The sequence below is a fragment of the Pigmentiphaga kullae genome (assembly GCF_004216695.1).
Lineage (GTDB): Bacteria > Pseudomonadota > Gammaproteobacteria > Burkholderiales > Burkholderiaceae_B > Pigmentiphaga > Pigmentiphaga kullae.
In genome coordinates, this window is sequence record NZ_SGXC01000001.1 from 103,578 (window position 1) to 119,518 (window position 15,941).

Annotated in this window: 15 protein-coding genes; 5 read left to right on the forward strand and 10 right to left on the reverse strand. The window is 69.2% G+C overall.

Annotation, left to right across the window (positions count from 1 at the left end):
* Positions 1–31 precede the first annotated feature (31 nt).
* Positions 32–1,456 (forward strand): DUF2868 domain-containing protein, encoded by a 1,425-nt coding sequence (locus EV675_RS00510; RefSeq protein WP_130355492.1) that lies wholly within the window; start codon positions 32–34, stop codon positions 1,454–1,456.
* Positions 1,449–2,912: a GTPase domain-containing protein gene (locus tag EV675_RS00515; protein WP_130355493.1), complete on the forward strand. Its 1,464-nt coding sequence runs from the start codon at positions 1,449–1,451 to the stop codon at positions 2,910–2,912. The genes EV675_RS00510 and EV675_RS00515 overlap by 8 nt, the downstream gene beginning before the upstream one ends.
* Before the next feature lie 4 nt (positions 2,913–2,916).
* Here the strand turns inward: EV675_RS00515 and EV675_RS00520 are convergent, their stop codons facing one another.
* From EV675_RS00520 to EV675_RS00530, 3 genes are read right to left on the reverse strand one after another with little or no spacing between them, the layout of a single operon-like run.
* Positions 2,917–3,192, reverse strand: a complete 276-nt coding sequence (locus tag EV675_RS00520; protein ID WP_130355494.1) for a DUF1330 domain-containing protein — start codon at positions 3,190–3,192, stop codon at positions 2,917–2,919.
* 40 nt (positions 3,193–3,232) lie between these two features.
* On the reverse strand, positions 3,233–4,243 hold the full coding sequence (locus EV675_RS00525; protein ID WP_165404352.1) for an isopenicillin N synthase family dioxygenase: 1,011 nt from the start codon (positions 4,241–4,243) through the stop codon (positions 3,233–3,235).
* 25 nt (positions 4,244–4,268) lie between these two features.
* Positions 4,269–5,249 (reverse strand): Bug family tripartite tricarboxylate transporter substrate binding protein, encoded by a 981-nt coding sequence (locus EV675_RS00530; RefSeq protein ID WP_130355496.1) that lies wholly within the window; start codon positions 5,247–5,249, stop codon positions 4,269–4,271.
* A gap of 136 nt (positions 5,250–5,385) precedes the next feature.
* Between EV675_RS00530 and EV675_RS00535 the strand changes: the two genes are divergently transcribed.
* A complete protein-coding gene (locus EV675_RS00535; protein WP_165404353.1) occupies positions 5,386–6,276 on the forward strand; it encodes a LysR substrate-binding domain-containing protein in 891 nt (296 codons plus the stop codon).
* A gap of 16 nt (positions 6,277–6,292) precedes the next feature.
* Here EV675_RS00535 and EV675_RS00540 read toward each other — a convergent pair whose 3' ends face one another.
* The 4 genes from EV675_RS00540 to EV675_RS00555 form a co-directional block, all read right to left on the reverse strand.
* The gene (locus EV675_RS00540) at positions 6,293–7,489 is read right to left on the reverse strand and encodes a GGDEF domain-containing protein (RefSeq protein ID WP_130355498.1); all 1,197 of its coding nucleotides are present in this window, start codon (positions 7,487–7,489) and stop codon (positions 6,293–6,295) included.
* Between the two features lie 99 nt (positions 7,490–7,588).
* Positions 7,589–8,728: an FUSC family protein gene (locus EV675_RS00545; protein ID WP_130355499.1), complete on the reverse strand. Its 1,140-nt coding sequence runs from the start codon at positions 8,726–8,728 to the stop codon at positions 7,589–7,591.
* Positions 8,729–8,942: 214 nt separating this feature from the next.
* Complete coding sequence (locus EV675_RS00550) at positions 8,943–9,914, reverse strand: Bug family tripartite tricarboxylate transporter substrate binding protein (protein WP_165404354.1); 972 nt, start codon at positions 9,912–9,914, stop codon at positions 8,943–8,945.
* Between the two features lie 83 nt (positions 9,915–9,997).
* The gene (locus tag EV675_RS00555) at positions 9,998–11,404 is read right to left on the reverse strand and encodes an FAD-dependent oxidoreductase (RefSeq protein WP_130355501.1); all 1,407 of its coding nucleotides are present in this window, start codon (positions 11,402–11,404) and stop codon (positions 9,998–10,000) included.
* Positions 11,405–11,553: 149 nt separating this feature from the next.
* Here EV675_RS00555 and EV675_RS00560 point away from each other — a divergent pair, with 149 nt between their 5' ends.
* Positions 11,554–12,348, forward strand: a complete 795-nt coding sequence (locus EV675_RS00560; RefSeq protein WP_130355502.1) for an IclR family transcriptional regulator — start codon at positions 11,554–11,556, stop codon at positions 12,346–12,348.
* A gap of 75 nt (positions 12,349–12,423) precedes the next feature.
* Positions 12,424–13,050 carry a glutathione S-transferase family protein gene (locus tag EV675_RS00565; RefSeq protein WP_130355503.1) on the forward strand — a complete coding sequence of 209 codons (627 nt, stop codon included), beginning with the start codon at positions 12,424–12,426 and terminating at the stop codon, positions 13,048–13,050.
* A gap of 11 nt (positions 13,051–13,061) precedes the next feature.
* On the opposite strand, the gene EV675_RS00570 is transcribed toward EV675_RS00565, so the two are convergent.
* The 3 genes from EV675_RS00570 to EV675_RS00580 are packed head-to-tail and all read right to left on the reverse strand — an operon-like array spanning position 13,062 to position 15,893.
* Positions 13,062–13,829, reverse strand: a complete 768-nt coding sequence (locus tag EV675_RS00570) for an SDR family NAD(P)-dependent oxidoreductase (protein WP_130355504.1) — start codon at positions 13,827–13,829, stop codon at positions 13,062–13,064.
* A gap of 11 nt (positions 13,830–13,840) precedes the next feature.
* Positions 13,841–15,412 (reverse strand): class I adenylate-forming enzyme family protein, encoded by a 1,572-nt coding sequence (locus EV675_RS00575; protein WP_130355505.1) that lies wholly within the window; start codon positions 15,410–15,412, stop codon positions 13,841–13,843.
* Between the two features lie 7 nt (positions 15,413–15,419).
* Positions 15,420–15,893: a MaoC family dehydratase gene (locus tag EV675_RS00580; protein WP_130355506.1), complete on the reverse strand. Its 474-nt coding sequence runs from the start codon at positions 15,891–15,893 to the stop codon at positions 15,420–15,422.
* Between the last annotated feature and the right edge of the window lie 48 nt (positions 15,894–15,941).

Genomic DNA, 15,941 nt, shown 5'->3' on the forward strand with positions numbered 1-15,941 from the left:
CTGTCGGCTTGTAGACCCGATCAGGACGCCGATGGACGAACGAGCGGCCAGGGACGTGGTGCTGGCCCACGCCCTGGAAACCACCGACGACGAACACCAGTTGCTGCGCGCCGAGGATCGCCGCGAGGCCAGCCTGAGCGCCCGCAACCTGTGCGGATTGCAAGGCGGCCGCGACGCCGGACGGGACCCGGCCGGCAGTTTCCTGCAAACCCGCGCGGCCCTGCTGCTGGATGGGCTGGAACGGCGCGCGCCGGCGCTCAAGGCCATGCGCCATCCTCCTCGCCTGGCCGCCCTGGCCGGCTGGCTGCTTCCCTTGGCGGCCTTCCTGGCCGGCGCGCTGACCGAACGCATCGCCAACCCGCACCGCATGGACCTGTTGTCGCCACCGCTGCTGGCCGTGCTGGGCTGGAACCTGCTGATGTATGCGCTCCTGGCCGTCTCCGTCGCGGTGCCGCCCCTGCGGCGTCGGGGCGCGGCGCTGTTCGCGCGGCCCTGGCTGCCGCAAGGCTGGCGCCGGCGCCGGGGCTCGCCCGCGCTGGCCGCCGCCGGGGCGCGCTTCGCGCTCGACTGGCAGCGCCTGGCGGCGCCGCTGCACCTGGCGCGCGGCAAGCGCATCCTTCATCTTTGCGCCGCGCTGTTCGGTGCAGGCGTCGCCCTGTCGCTCTACGCACGTGGGCTGACCGTCGAATACCGCGTCGGCTGGGAAAGCACCTTCCTCGATGCCGGCCAGGTGCACGCCATCCTGGGCGTGCTGTTCGCGCCGGCGACCTGGCTGTTCCGCCTGCCGGGTTTCACGCCGGCGGAAATCGCCGCGCTGCGATTCGACGCCGCCGGCTTCGTGCCGGGCGGCGCCCGCTGGGTCCATCTGTACGCGGCGCTGCTGGCCATCGTGGTCGTGATTCCCCGCCTGGCGCTGGCGGCCGCGGCGCGCTGGAAGGAGACACGCCTGCGCGCGGACTTTCCGCTGGACATGGGCCAGCCCTACTACCGCAAGCTGCTGGGTTCGCTCAGCCCGGTGCCGCTGCGCCTGCGCGTCATTCCCTACAGCTTCGCCGTCGACGCGGCGCGCGGCCAGGCCTTGCAGGCGCTGGCGCGCTCCATGCTGGGCGACACCGCCCAGGCCGCGGTGATGCCCGGCTGGGACTATGGCGCCGACCCGCAGGACATGCCCGCGCCGGACGCGGCGGACGAAGGCGCGACCGTCACTGCAGCGCTGGTAAACCTGTCGGCCACGCCCGAGGCCGAGAACCACGGCGCCTTCCTCGATCACCTGGCGCGCGCCCTGCCCGGCAAGATCGTGCTGGCCGTCGACCAGTCGGCCTATGTTGCGCGCCTCGACGGCCAGGCCGGCGCCGACCGCCGCCTGGAAGAACGCCGGCGCCTGTGGCAGGATTTCGGCACGCTGCACAAGGTGCCGGTCACCTTCGTCGATCTGCTCCATCCTCCCGATGCCTGACAAACCCGTCCGCATACAGCTCTGCCTGGTCTCCCACACCAACGCCGGCAAGACGACGCTGGCCCGCACCCTGCTGGGCGCGGACGTGGGCGAGGTCCGCGACGCGGCCCACGTCACCCAGACCGCCGACGCCTACCGCCTGCTCGCGACCGCCGACGGCGACGAACTGTACCTGTGGGATACGCCGGGCTTCGGCGATTCCGCGCGGCTGGCCAGGCGGCTCGGAATGGCGGGCAACCCGGTCGGCTGGTTCCTGACCGAGGTCTGGGACCGGGTCAGCGACCGCGCCTTCTGGCTCAGCCAGCGCGCGCTGCAGGCGGCGCGCGACAACGCGGACGTAGTGCTGTATCTCGTCAACGCCTCGGAGGATCCGCAGGACGCGGGCTACGTCGCGCCCGAAATGCAGATCCTCCAGTGGCTGGGCAAGCCCGTGGTGGTGCTGCTCAACCAGATGGGCCCGCCCCGCCCCCCCGCCCGCGAACAGGAAGACGTCTCGCGCTGGACGGACCATCTGCGGCCCTGCGGCGTGGTGCGCGATGTCGTGCCGCTGGATGCCTTCGCCCGCAGCTGGGTGCACGAACGCGTGCTGTTCGACGCCATCCGCGCCTGCCTGCCGGCGGCCACGCAGCCCGGCGGCGCCCGGCTGGCGGCGGCCTGGGACAAGCGCAATCTCGACCGTTTCCAGCAATCCATGGACCTGATCGCCCGCCAGATCGTCGAGGCCGCCCGCGACGCCGAAGCGGTGGGCGATGCCTCGGCCATCCGGTCGGCGCTGGGCACCCTGGGCCTGGCCCGGTCGGCGTCGGAAAGCTCGCGGGAAGCGGCCATGTCCGCCATCACCACGCGCCTGTCGCGCGCCGGCGCCCAGACCACGGCCAGGCTGCTGGCGCTGCATGGACTCCAGGGCAGCGCGGCGGCCCCGCTGAACCAGCGGCTGCGCGAGAACTTCGCCTTCAGCGCGCCCGTCGACGTGAAGCAGGCCGGGCTGCTGGGCGCCATCGCGTCGGGCGCCGCCACCGGCGCGTCGGCCGACCTGCTGGCCGGCGGCCTGACCCTGGGCGGCGGCATGCTGGTGGGCGCCGTCGTCGGCGCGGCCACTTTCGCGGGCGCGGCATGGGGCATCAACAAGGCCAAGGGCACCGAACACGCCACGGCCCGCCTGACCGACGAATTCCTGCACGCGCTGGTGGTGGCCGACCTGCTGCGCTATCTCGCCATCATCCACTTCGGCCGGGGCCGGGGCGACTACGTCGAAGGCGAGGCGCCGGCATTCTGGCGCGACGAGGTCATCGAAGTCGTGCAGGCCCGCGACGCCGCGCTGCAGCGCATCTGGGCGCGCGCCCGCCAGGAGGCCGAGCCGCAGCCCGCGATCGCGGAATTGACGAAGGTGCTGGAAGACGCCTGCCAGCAGATCCTGCGCAAGCTCTATCCCACGGCGCTCGCCTCCACGCGCTGAGCCCTCAGATCACGATCAGCCTCAGGTTGCTCTTGCCCTCGCGCAGCGCCTTGGCCGCCTGGTAGGCGGGCGACGCGTACCAGGCCAGGGCCGCGTCCTTGTCCGGGAACTCGATCAGCAGCACGTTATGGGCCGGCCCGCCTTCCAGGACCACGGGCTCGGCGCCGCGCGCCAGGTAGCGCCCGCCATGCGCGGCCACCGCCTCGGCCACCATGCGGCCGTACTCGCCCATTTCCGAGGGCTTGAGAATCTTCACCTCGCCGATGACGTAGGCCGCCATGTCCTTCCCTCCAGGTCCGTCGATGATCGATCGCCGCGCGTCAGGCCGCGCTCTTCTGCGGCATGATGCGCGCGACGTTGCGCGCCTTCAGTTCGCCGTAGACGAAGGGCCGGTCGCGCGGGAACGACGTCGGCAGATCCTCTGGCGCCACGTTGGCCGGATCGGGGTTGCGGATGAGCGGCTGGATCCACGCGTCGAAGCTGGGATACATGAAGAACGGAATGGAATAGCGCTCGTTGCCCGAGCGGTTGATCACCCGGTGCACCGCCGACGTGAACACGCCGTCGGTCCAGACCTTCAGCACCTCGCCCACGTTGACCACCAGCGTTCCCTCGACCGGCGGCACGGCCACCCACTCGCCGTCGCGGTTGCGCACTTCCAGTCCGCCGTTCGCATCCTGCGCCAGAATGGTGAAGGCGTTGGTGTCGGTATGGCCGCGCGCGCCCAGGTGCTCGCCCGACTCGTCGGGGCGCTGCGGCGGATAGTGCAGCAGGCGCAGCGAGTTCATGTCCTTGGCGAAGCTGGCCTTCAGCGTGCCGGCCGCCAGGCCCAGGCTGAGCTCGAACAGGTCCAGCAGCCGATAGCCCAGGCCGTTGACCTTGTCGTAGTACGCCATCATGCGCGGCTTGAGGTCCGGCATGGCCGGCGGCCAGGGAATCCGTCCGTGCAGGGGCTTGCCGGCCAGCAGGTCGGGATCGTCGTCGGCCAGCGGGCGGCGGATCTGGAACGCCTCCTGGAGGTTCTCCCTGATGTTTGCGTCGTTGCCCTTGGTCATGCCGTGCAGGTAGCCCTGCGCATGGTCGTTGAGCTTGAGCGAAACCTCCATCTTGGCTTCCAGGGGCAGGCTGTGGAAATCCACGGCGGTCTGGAAGATGTCGCGCACGTCCCGTTCGGCCAGGCCGTGATTGCGAACGTAGAAAAAGCCCACGGTTCCCGCGGCGGCGGCGATGGCGTCGGCCACCTCGGCGCGGCCGGCGTCATCGCGCCAGGCCGGCCCCAGGTCGACGATGGGCACTTCCGAAAAAACCAGTTTTCTTGCGGTGGGCAGCATGTGCGGTCCTCGTTGAAATTCCCGGTCAGGCCTCGGGCCGGATGTTTTCCCGGCGGGCCAGTTCATTCCATTTGACGAATTCGCTGCGGTTCCAGGCGGCGAAGTCCGCGTGGCCGCGCACCGTCACTTCGAAGCCCGCCGTTTGCAGCCGCTGGATGTTCTCGGGCTGCCTGCCGCCCTTGACGATGGCATCGGACAACTTGTCGATGTTGGCCTGCGGCGTGCCCACTGGCGCGTAGCCGCCCAGCCATCCCGTGGCGACGAAGTCCTCCATGCCCAGTTCCACCAGGGTCGGCACGTCGGGCAGCGCCTGCGCGCGCCTGGCCCCCGTCACCGCGATCGCGCGCAGCGAGCCCGAACGCACCAGCGCCGCCACCGACGGCAGGTTGGCGAAGGACACCTGGATGTCCCCGTTCTTCAGGCCGGTGATGATCTCGCCGCTAGAGCGGTACGGGATATGGACGAAATGCGTGCCCGCGCGCTGGTTGAACAACACCGAGGTGAAATGGGCCAGCGTCCCGACGCCGTTGGAACCGTAGTTGAGCTTGCCCACGCGCGTCTTGCCGTAGGCGACGAGTTCCGGCAGCGTGCGGGCCTCGACGTCGCGCCCCACCACCAGTACGTTCATCAGCTCGGCCAGTTGCGCCACGGGAACGAAGTTCTCCTGCGGGTTGATGGGCAGGCTGGGGTTGAGGATGGTCGGCAGGATCAGGCCGCCCAGGCCGCCGGACAACAGCAGGTGGCCGTCGTGCGGCTGCTGCAGGATGTACTGCTGGGCCACGGTGCCGGTGCCGCCGCCCTTGTTCTCGACGATTACCGGCTTGGCGGGAAACTCCTTGGCCAGGATGTCCGCCAGCACGCGCCCCAACAGGTCGGTAATGCCCCCGGGCGGATACGGTACGACCACCTTCATCAGGCGGTTCGGAAACTCCTCCTGCGCCCATGCTCTGCCCGCGGCCCCCAGGCCCGCTGCCATTCCCAGACGCAGTACATCGCGACGATTCATCGACTCACTCCCATGCAAGCAGACTTCCTGCACAATGCCGGTGCCGCAACCACGAAAACGCGGGACTAAGTTATCGGAGACGTCCGCCTGCCCACAAGCGACGTCTCATCATGAATTCATTAGCAGGATTAATGACATGCGCCGCAAGATCCCCTCGCCCGTCATGCTCCAGGCGTTCGAGCTGTCGGCGCGCACGCTGAGTTTCACGCAGGCGGCGGACTCGCTCAGCCTGACGCAGAGCGCCGTCAGCCACCAGATCCAGTCACTGGAGGACTTCCTGGGCGTACGGCTGTTCGAGCGCGTGCGCAAGCGCCTGCAACTGACGTCCGCTGGCGAGATCCTGTTGCTGCGGCTGACGCCGGCGCTAGACGCGCTGGAATCGGCCATCATCGAAACCGTGTCCACCGAGCCCGCCTCCAGCGTGCTGCGCCTGGGCGTCGTGCCCGCGGTCGCCACGCAATGGCTGATCCCGCGCCTGCCCCACTTCCAGCGCGAGCATCCCCGCATCACGCTCACCCTGGTCACGCGGCTGCCGTTCAACTTCCAGAACAACAGCCTGGACGCCGCCATCAACCTGGGCAACACGCGCTGGCCCGGCGCCCGCTCGGACTGGCTGATGGACGAGCACATGATCGTGGTCTGTACACCGGAGATGGCGGCCGCCACGCTGCGCACGCCGGACGACCTGCCGCGCGTGCCCATGCTGCAGATGACGTTCCGGCCGCACGCCTGGCACGACTGGCTGGCCGCCAGCGGCCTGCCCGCCGAAGGCACGACCGGAGGAATGAAGTTCGAATCGTTCTCGCTGGTGCTGCGGGCGGCCGTGGCGGGCCTGGGGGCCGCCGTGATGCCGCGCCTGCTGGTGGAGGAGGAGCTGGAGGATGGCCGACTGGTCTCGCCCTTCGGGCCGGTGGTGCGCTCGCCGACTTCGTACTATCTCGTCTATCCGCCAGCGAACGTGACGCTGCCGGCCTTGCAGGCGTTTCGCGGCTGGCTGATGCGGCAGACGGGCGCACCCGCCGACTGAGCCGCCCGGCCGGCCGCTACTCCGCCAGGCGGGGCGACCGCTCGGCGGAAACCGGGTCCTCGTCCGCGGCCACCGTCACGACACGGTCCCGCCCCATCGCCTTGGCCGTATAGAGCGCGGCATCCGCCCGCGCCATCAGGCTGCTCAGTTCCTCGCCACGGCGGTACTGGTCGACCCCCGCGCTGAACGTGACCTTGAGCTTGCGCCCCGGCAGCGCGCTTTCGGCCTGCGCGACCCTGGCGCGCAGCCGGTTCAACAGCTTGACGGCGTCCCGCATGGACGTGTCCGGACAAAGGACGGCGAACTCCTCGCCGCCCAGCCGGCCGAACGCGTCGCCGGCGCGCAGGTTGCTGGCCACCACGCCGGCGAAATGGGCCAGCACGCGGTCGCCGGTGGCGTGCCCATGGGTATCGTTGACGCTCTTGAAGTGATCGATGTCGATGATGGCGAACACCAGCGGCCGCCCGGAACGCGACGCGGTGCGCGCGGCGGCGTCGGCCTGCGCGAGGAACGCGCGCCGCGCCAGGATGCCGGTCAGTTCATCCAGGTTCGCCAGGCGCTCGAGCCGGTGGGCCAGCCGGTCATGAGCCAGCAGCACCATGCCGATCGACAGCCAGGGCAGCGCCAGCACGCCCAGCGCCAGGAAGGCGATGTTGACGGGCGTCGATTGCAGCAGCTCCGTCTGCCGGACCCATCCCACGCCGTAGGCCAGGCCCCGGCCCACGTGGCCGACCGCCCCGAGGCACGCGCCGATGCTGACGAACCAATAGGCGTAGTGCGGCCGGGACAGCGGGCGCGCCATGAACACGGTCACGGCGACCACGACGTAGGCATAGGTATAGAACGCCGACACCAGCGCGATGCGGGTGTTGATGTCCGGCACCACATAGGTCCAGTAGGCCATGGCGGCCAAGAGCGCCCCCCAGCCCGCGTATTCCGCGCGGCGCACGGGCTGCATCCCGACGAACTGCCGGCACCCTTGCAGGATGACCAGCATGGCCATGGCCAGCAACAGGTTGGAGACGAGGATGGTCAGCCAGCGCGGGCCGACGTTCTGGAGCAGGAACAGCGCCAGCGCCACCATGGCCATCACGCTGGCGTTGAACCAGCGCCGGACCCCGGGAATGGCGGTAGGCAGCAGCGACCCCAGCACCGCCGTGCTCATGATGGCGGAGAAAATCGTGACGAAGATGACGCTGATGGGGTCTAGCATGGCACGCCGCAGGAGTCCGCGCGGCGACCGGAGCCTGCGCGTGAGAGCCGCCCGATGATAAAGCATTTCGGGCGTGGGCCCTGGCGGGCGCGGCCTTGATCAGCCGCGCGCCGCCGCCCCTCGGTGGCGCGCCAGGTAGGCCCGGTCGTCCAGGCTGGAGAACAGCACCGCCAGGACGATGCCCGCCGCCGCGCCGACGATGGTGTCGAATACGCGCTCGAGCGCCATGTTGCCGGCCATGGCGGGCGCCGCCAGATGCGTCATCAGGAGAGCCATGGGTGTCACGGTGATCTGTCCAAGCGCATAGTTGTAGCCGATGATGATCTCGGTCACGAACTGAAAGACCGCGATCAGGCCCACCACGACCCAGAACGAGGGCGACTGAGCCAGGATAGCGCCCACCAGGCAGGCGCCCGCCACGGTGCCGGCCATCCGTTGCAGTGCGCGGCTCATCGTGATGTGCAGATGCCCGCCCTGCATGACGGCGGTCGCGCCTATGGCGGCCCACGACGGATGCTGCCAGCCGGCCGCGTGCGCGACCAGCGCGGCCACGGCGGCGCCCACGGCGATGCGGCCGGCGGCGATCAGCCGGTGCCGCATGGGGCGGGGAGGATCGCTGGGGAATGCGCCCGTCGCGGGCTCTTCGTGCCTGAGACGGTCGGTCAGCACGCATACGATCCAGGCCAGCGCGCCGCCCGCCGCCGTGGCGGCGGCGTGCGCGAACACCGCTTCCCAGGACCCGGCCCCGCCCAGCGCCGCGCCCGCCGCGAACACGATGATGACGGCGCCCGGGCCGCCCAGGCTCCAGCTCGACACCGCGACCGTGGACGCCCCCGCCACCAGCGCCAGGACCAGCACCATCATCGTGGGCGAGGCCCCGGCGTGGGCCGCCACCGACGTCACGAAGGTGGCCGCGACCAGCAGGAAGGCGCTCAGGAAGACCATGCGGCGGCGGCGGGCGCGCGAGGCATAGCGGCCGAACAGCGAGGCCAGCGCGCCCAACGCGCCAAAGCCCACCAGTTGCGGCCAGGGCGAATAGTGAAAGCACGCCAGCGCCGCGACCACGGCCAGGGTCGCCTGCAACCCCGCCACCACGGCGTTGCGCACGGACGGCGGCGCGGTCATGGCCAGGCTCTCTTCCAGCTGGGCCGGGGTCAGCAGGTACCGCGCCGCGGTGGCGCGCGTCGTCCCGCGCGGCCGGGCAGGCGCAGGCGGACGGCGATCGTCTTCGTCAATCATGGGCATCCTGAAAAAAACCGCGCGCCGTGCCGGGTCTGCCGGAACAACGCGTGCGCGCCGGAACGGCGGATACCGTACCGGCGGAGGCGATGGGGGAACCGCGGAAAGGACGGCTCCGCCTGCGCGGCGGAGCGTTCAGCGCGTCGACGCCTGCGGCCAGGCGCAAGCGCGATAAAGGACTATTCTACCTCATACCTAGGGTTTACCCTAGATATCAATCCATCTTGATGTTCGCCGCATGCACCACCGTCTTCCAGCGATCGATCTCCTTGCGCTGGAACGTCTTGAACGCGTCGGGCGCCATACCGCTGGGATTGGCGCCCTGCGCGACCAGGCGCTTGCGCACGTCGGGTTGTTCCAGAATGGCGGCGACTTCGCGCTGCAGGCGGCTGGCGATGTCCGGCGACGTGCCCGCGGGGGCGAACAAGCCATACCAGGCATTGGCCTGGTAATCGGGCACGCCCGATTCGGCCAGCGTGGGCACCGACGGCAGCACCGGGCTGCGCTCGCGGTCGCCCACCGCCAGGGCGCGCAGCGAACCGTTCTGGATGTAGGACAGCACCAGCGGCAGGTCGGCGAACATGACCGGGACCCGGCCGCTGATCAGGTCGGGAATCGACCCCGCGCTGCCTTTGTAGGGCACGTGCACCATGTCGACCTTGGCAAGATGCTTGAACAGTTCGCCGGCCAGGTGCTGGGAAGCGCCTACGCCGCCGGACGCATAGCTGACCTTGCCCGGCCGCTCCTTCAGGTAGGCGATGAGTTCCTTGACGTCGCGCGCGGGTACCGAGGGATGCACGACCAGCACCAGCGACACCGCGGCGACCAGGGTGATCGGCGTGAAGTCCTTCACGGTGTCGTATGGCATGGAGCCATAGATCAGGCTGTTGGTCGCATGGGTGCCGATGGATCCGATGACCAGCGAGTAGCCGTCCGGCGCGGCCTTGGCGACGAGGTCGGCGCCGATGTTGCCGCCCGCGCCGGCCCGGTTCTCGACCACCACGGGCTGGCCCAGGCGCGTGGCCAGCCCGTCGGCCACGGTGCGCGCCAGCATGTCGCTGGACGCGCCGGCGGCGAACGGCACGATCATCTTCAGCGGCCGGTCCGGATAGGCCCCCGCCCAGGCCGCGAAAACCGCGCAGCCCAGCGACAGGGCCAGGGAAAACTTGGCAAGATAACGATGCATGGTTGGTCTCCTTCCTCGTTGTCGGCAAGACGCCCGGCACCCCATCGCTTGTTCCCGGAGGGTGGCGCCGGACGGTGCGGCGCTCAATACACGCCGTCGATCACGCCCCCTTGCGCCCGCAGCCGGGCCTGCAGCTCTTTCACCGGCAGGGCGCGTACGTCGGCATCGCCGCGCTCGGCGCACATCGCCGCCGCGGTGCCCACGGCCTGCCCCATGGCCATGCAGGGGCCCATGGTACGCGCCGTGCCCATGCCCTCGCGCGTGGCCGACAGGCAGCGGCCCGCGACCATGACGTTCTTCAGCCCCTTGGGCAACAGGCAGCCGAACGGGATGTCATACGAACCGCCATTGGCGATGGGAATGCGTATCTGGGTCGTGCCGGACTGGTGGATGTCGACGTGCTGCGCGCCCTTGGCGACGGCCGAGTCCGGCTGCTTGCGGCCCGACACCACGTCTTCCTTGGTCAGCAGGTAGTCGCCCATGATGCGGCGCGTCTCGCGCACGCCCACGCGCGGGGCCAGTCCGGCGAACACCGAGTGCTCGAAGCCGGGCAGGTGGGCCTTGACGAACTCATAGGTCTGCCAGACCTGCTCCATCAGCGTGCCCACCGTGGCGCTGACCGCCGCCGTGTCGGTCCCGTCGATATTGCCCCCCACCCGGGTGGCGTTGACGCAGACTTCCTTGCGGGCGGCGGAGGTCGGCTGGATCATGATCAGCGCGGTGGGCGCCAGGTCGCCCCGGCGGATCGCATCGCCCAGGAAAGGGCCTTCGCTCTTGAAGAACACCGAGGGTTGGCCCTGCTCGACCAGCAGGTCCAGCAACTGCTCGTCGGTCTTGTCGCCGCGGATGTAGTCGCTTTCGCCCACCGCCATCGACGCGGGATTCTCGCGCGCGAAGCGCAGCAGCGTCGCGCTGTCCACGTTGCCCACGCGGAACATGAGCGACACCGGCTGCAGGTCGCCGCTGTCGTCGCTCATCTCGAACGGCGCGCCGGCGCGGGCCGCCAGGTCGCCATCGCCCGAGCAGTCCAGGAAATGATCCGCCGTCACCAGCGTGCGGCCGCTCTTGTTGACCACCACCAGGCCGGTGACCACGCCATCCCGGACCACGACGTCCTCGGCGAACGAATTGACCCAGGCGGTCACGCCATGGCGGTCGAGCACGCGCATCACGGCGATCTTCATGATCTCCGGATCGACGCACACGTAGCAGATCAGGCGATGGTCGTGCACCGGGCCGATGAAGCCGTTCATGCGCCGGCATTCGTCGAACAATTCGTCGGAGATACCGCCCACCACATATTCGCCGCGCGCGTTCAGCACGCCGTCCAGCGACATGCCGCTGAGCAGTTCCCCGCCCAGGATGGGGTTGACCTCGATGATGAGCGTCCTGCGGCCGTTCCTGGCCGCTGCCGCGGCGGCCGCGACGCCGGCGGCGCCTCCGCCCAGCACGACGACGTCGTAGTGCGCCTGATTCAGTTGCTGCGCCATCTTCCTGTCTCCCTGGATAGCAGGCTGTAGTGATCGGTTGAAGAAAACCCTTAAATCCACAATATGGAATAAAATGTGGATTTATTACGCCTTTCGCGTTGATCCAGTGTGTTTTCTTCAGAACATCGCTGTCAATACGAGTCCATAATATGGAAAGTCAAGCTAACCCTACGGGCACGCAAAGCATAGAACGGACCATCCTGGTCCTGAAGAAGGTGGCCGCGCGCAACACGGCGGGCATCACGCTGGCCGAGGTAGCGCGCGAGACCGGGCTCAAGTCCCCCACGGCCCATCGCATCCTGGCCTGCCTGGTCGAACAGGGACTGCTGATGCAGCGGGGAACCCGGCGCGAATACTTCCTGGGGATGCTGGCCTACGAGCTGGGGCTGGCGGCGAACTGCCACTTCAACCTGCGCGAACTGTGCGGCCCGGTGCTGAACCGGCTGGCGCGCGACACTGGCGACACCGTGTTCCTGACCACCCGCAGCGGCACCGACAGCGTGGTGATCGAACGCGCGGAAGGCAGCTACCCGGTCAAGGCCCTGACCCAGATGGTGGGCGAGCGTCGCCCGCTGGGCAGCACGGCCGGCGGCCTGGCCCTGCTGGCCGCCATGCCGGCGGCCGAGCGCGACGACGTGATGCGCAGGAACCGGCACCGGCTGAACCGCTACGGAAAATTATCCGAGACCGTGCTCGACCACATGGTCGAACGCGCCTGCCAGTTGGGCTACGCGCTGAACGACGGCGACATCCTGCCCGAGGTGACGGGCCTGGGCGTGGTCGTGCCGACGCTATTGGGCAGCCACTACGCGGCCATCAGCATCGTCGCGCTGAACCACCGGCTGCGGGGGGACAGGCGCGAGGAAGTGGTGGGCATGATGAACGCGGAAGCGGCGAAGCTCGGCGAGACGCTGGCCGATGCCGGCGCGGCGTTCTCGTCCTAGGCCCGGGACACGACAGAGCGCCGGACGCCGGTGGAGGATAATGGCTCCGACCTCCACCAACCGGTATCCGCGCCCATGACCATCGAGCTCCACGCCTGGAACACGCCCAACGGCCGCAAGATCAGCGTGGCCCTGGAAGAAATGGAACTGCCCTACGAGGTGGTGCCCGTCGACATCCGCAACGGGCAGCAGTTCGAGGCGTCCTTCCTGCGCATCAGCCCCAACAACAAGATCCCCGCCATCGTCGATCCGGACGGGCCCGGCGGCCAGCCGATCAGCGTGTTCGAGTCCGGCGCCATCCTGTTCTACCTGGCGCGCAAGACCGGCAAATTCCTGCCGGCCGACCTGCGCGCGCAGACCGCGGTCATGGAATGGCTGATGTGGCAGATGGGCGGCTTCGGCCCCATCCCGGGGCAGGTCCATCACTTCCGCGCGGTGGCCGACGAGACCGACCGCCGCTACGGCCTGCAGCGGTTCAGCGTGGAAACGCACCGGCTCTACGGCGTGCTGGACGCCCGCCTGGCCTCGACCGACTACGTGGCCGGCGAATTGTCCATCGCCGACTTCGCCATCCTGGGCTGGGCCTGGCGGCACGAGCGCCATCAGGTCGACCTGGCGGCCTACCCCAACGTGGCACGCTGGTATGCGGCCTTGATGGAGCGGCCCGCGGTGCAGCGCGGATTCGCCCGCAAGCTCGACTGAGCCTGCCGCAGCTACACCACCAATCTGCCCCCGGCATCCAATTGCATCAGTTCCCCGGTCAGCGCGGCCGGGCCATGCACCAGCCACCACACCGCCTCGGCGATCTCGTCCGGTGTCTGCACCGACTTGAGCGGGTTCTTGGCGATCAGCGCGGCGCGCACGGCCTCGTAGCGCTCGCGCCCCATGCCGTTGATCAGCCAGTCGCCTTCGATGAAACCGGGCAGCAGCGCGTTGACGCGGACCTCGGGCGCCAGCACGCGCGCGAACGAGAATGTCATGGCGTTCAACGCGCTCTTGGACGCGGCGTAGGCCATGCTCGAACCCGTGCCCCGCAGTCCGCCGACCGAGGACATGTTGACGACCGAGGCATTGCCGGTCCGCCGCAGCAGCGCGGCCATTGCCCGCGTGACGACATAGACTCCCGAGACGTTGACCGCGAAGACGCGCTGGAAGTCGTCGAACGACAGGCCGTCCAGGTTCTTGTGGTCGTTGAAGGTGGTCACGGCCGCGTTGTTGACCAGCGCGTCCAGTCGCCCCCAGCGCTGCTCGATGTCGCGCGCCATGGCGCGGCAGGCGTCGTCGCTGGTCACGTCGGCGCGGGCCACGAGCACGTCGGCCGCGCCCAGCGCGCGGCACTCGGCCGCTACCTCCTGCGCCGCCGCCTCGTCGCGCGAGTAGTTGACGACCACTCGCCAGCCCTGCCTGGCGAAGAACTTGATGGTGGCCGACCCCGCGCCGTTGCGGCCGGTCGCGCCGGTCACCAGGCAGACTTGTTCCATGCTTTCCCCTTTCATGTCCAGTAAGGCTGGCGCAGTTCGCGCTTGAGCAGCTTGCCCAGCGCGGAACGTGGCAGCTCGCTTCGATACTCCACGGCGGCCAGCCGCTGCGTGCGTCCGACCTGGGCGTTTACCCACGCGCGCAGCGCCTCCGGATCCAGCGCGCTGCCCGGCTCGAGCACCACCAGGGCCAGCGGCGTCTCGCCCCATTGCTCGCTGGGAATGCCGATGACGGCCACGTCGGCTACCTCGGGATGGGCCGCGGTCACCGACTCCAGGTCGGTCGCATAGATGTTGAATCCGCCGGAGATGATCAAGTCCTTCTTGCGGTCGAGCAGGATCAGGAAACCTTCCTGGTCGAAACGGCCGATGTCGCCGCTGCGATGGAAGGCGATACCCGATTCGTCGCGCCAGTAGAAGGCCTCGGTGGCCTGCGGCTGCTTGTAGTAGCCGGCCATCATGTACGGCGACCAGCCGACGATCTCGCCGACCTCCCCCTGCGCCAGCACCCGCCCGTCGTCGTCGACGATGCGCATGTCGTGGTCCGGCGCCGGACGGCCGACCGTGCCGAGCTTGTCCGGGAACTCGTGGGCATCCAGCACGCAACTGCATCCGCCCTCGGTCATGCCGTAGATCTCGCGCAGCCCGCCCGGCCATTGCGCCAGGATCTGCGACTTGAGCCGGGCGTCGAGCGGCGCGCCGGTGCATTGCTTGAGCACGAAGGACGACAGGTCGGTACGCGCGAAATCATCGTGGGCGAGCAGGCGCTGGTACTGCACGGGCACCAGCATGGTGTGGCTGACCCGATGCGCTGCGCACAGCCGCAGGTATTCGGCGGCGTCGAACTTGCGCATCAGCACCGTCAGCCCGCCGTTGGCCACCGTGGCCAGCATGGGCTGCAGCGTGGTGTTCGAATACAGCGGCGTCGACAACAGCATCACACTGTCCGGCCCCAGCCCGAAGCTGCGGCGGTTGGCCTGCCGCGACCGCATGCCATGGTGATGCAGGATGCCCTTGGGCTTGCCGGTGGTGCCCGAACTGTAGATCAAATTGAAGGCCTGGTCCGCCCGGAGGTCGACGGCAGGAGGCCGGCCGCCCCCGGCCAGCCAGTCGTCCCAGCCCAGCCAGCCCGGCGCCTGGAAATCCAGGGCGACCAGGCGTTGGGAAAACGCGGCCATCAATTCGGCCTCGACGGTCTTCAGGGTCTCGCGGGCGTCGGCGTCGGCCACCAGCACCGTGGCATCCGAATCGCCCAGCATGCCCATCAGGGTCGCCGCGGTCGCCGACGTGGCCAGCGGCACCACGCAGGCGCCGGCCCGCACCACGCCGAAGAAAGCCTGGATCGCGCGCAGACCGGGCGAGGCCAGCAAGGCGACCTTGCCGTCGGCCCCCACGCCCATGGCGGCGCACGCGGCGGCGACGCAGTCCGCCTGCCGGGCCAGTCCGCCCCAGTCGAGCGCATCGTCGCCGCACACGAAGGCAGGCGCGTCGGGCCGTTCGCCCGCATGCCGGGCGATCAGGGAAGGAAAATCGACGAAGGGCTGCTGCGCCTGCCGCGCCAGGATGTCTTGAACGTTCCGGGTCATGGCGGCGTCACTCGTCATAGACCAGCATCAGGAACTCGGCGACCAGCGCCGGACGCTCCTTGCCTTCGATTTCGATGGTGCAGTCCGACACCACGCGGGTAGCGCCTTCCTGGCCCCCGCCCTGGCCGCGCTCGACCGCCTTGATGCGCTGGCGCAGGCGTATGCGGTCGCCGACCTGGACCGGATTGACGAAGCGGATCTTGTTGGTGCCGTAGTTCAACCCGCGGCCCCGGTGCGTGATCGCATAGACCGAGCGAACCAGATAGGGAATGAGGGACAGGGTCATGAAGCCGTGCGCGATGGTCTTGCCATCCGGCATCTCGCGCCGCGCGCGCTCCACGTCCACGTGCAGCCAATGATCGTCGCCCGAGATCCGGGCGAAATCGTCGATGCGCGACTGATCGATGGCCAGCCATTCGCTGACCCCTATTTCCTTGCCTATCCACGCCTCCAGATCGGCGGGACGGTCGAGAACCACCATGACGACTCCCTTGAAAAATACCCCCACGCTTGCCGCTTCGCGGCGGCG

Bases quoted from the DNA above. Each gene is read 5' to 3' on its own strand.
- EV675_RS00555 (WP_130355501.1), bottom strand. From the start codon at position 11,404: ATGGCGCAGCAACTGAATCAGGCGCACTACGACGTCGTCGTGCTGGGC.
- EV675_RS00515 (WP_130355493.1), top strand. From the start codon at position 1,449: ATGCCTGACAAACCCGTCCGCATACAGCTCTGCCTGGTCTCCCACACC.
- EV675_RS00560 (WP_130355502.1), top strand. From the start codon at position 11,554: ATGGAAAGTCAAGCTAACCCTACGGGCACGCAAAGCATAGAACGGACC.
- EV675_RS00575 (WP_130355505.1), bottom strand. From the start codon at position 15,412: ATGACCCGGAACGTTCAAGACATCCTGGCGCGGCAGGCGCAGCAGCCC.
- EV675_RS00570 (WP_130355504.1), bottom strand. From the start codon at position 13,829: ATGGAACAAGTCTGCCTGGTGACCGGCGCGACCGGCCGCAACGGCGCG.
- EV675_RS00535 (WP_165404353.1), top strand. From the start codon at position 5,386: ATGCGCCGCAAGATCCCCTCGCCCGTCATGCTCCAGGCGTTCGAGCTG.
- EV675_RS00550 (WP_165404354.1), bottom strand. From the start codon at position 9,914: ATGCATCGTTATCTTGCCAAGTTTTCCCTGGCCCTGTCGCTGGGCTGC.
- EV675_RS00540 (WP_130355498.1), bottom strand. From the start codon at position 7,489: ATGCTAGACCCCATCAGCGTCATCTTCGTCACGATTTTCTCCGCCATC.
- EV675_RS00580 (WP_130355506.1), bottom strand. From the start codon at position 15,893: ATGGTGGTTCTCGACCGTCCCGCCGATCTGGAGGCGTGGATAGGCAAG.
- EV675_RS00520 (WP_130355494.1), bottom strand. From the start codon at position 3,192: ATGGCGGCCTACGTCATCGGCGAGGTGAAGATTCTCAAGCCCTCGGAA.
- EV675_RS00530 (WP_130355496.1), bottom strand. From the start codon at position 5,249: ATGAATCGTCGCGATGTACTGCGTCTGGGAATGGCAGCGGGCCTGGGG.
- EV675_RS00545 (WP_130355499.1), bottom strand. From the start codon at position 8,728: ATGATTGACGAAGACGATCGCCGTCCGCCTGCGCCTGCCCGGCCGCGC.
- EV675_RS00565 (WP_130355503.1), top strand. From the start codon at position 12,424: ATGACCATCGAGCTCCACGCCTGGAACACGCCCAACGGCCGCAAGATC.
- EV675_RS00510 (WP_130355492.1), top strand. From the start codon at position 32: ATGGACGAACGAGCGGCCAGGGACGTGGTGCTGGCCCACGCCCTGGAA.
- EV675_RS00525 (WP_165404352.1), bottom strand. From the start codon at position 4,243: ATGCTGCCCACCGCAAGAAAACTGGTTTTTTCGGAAGTGCCCATCGTC.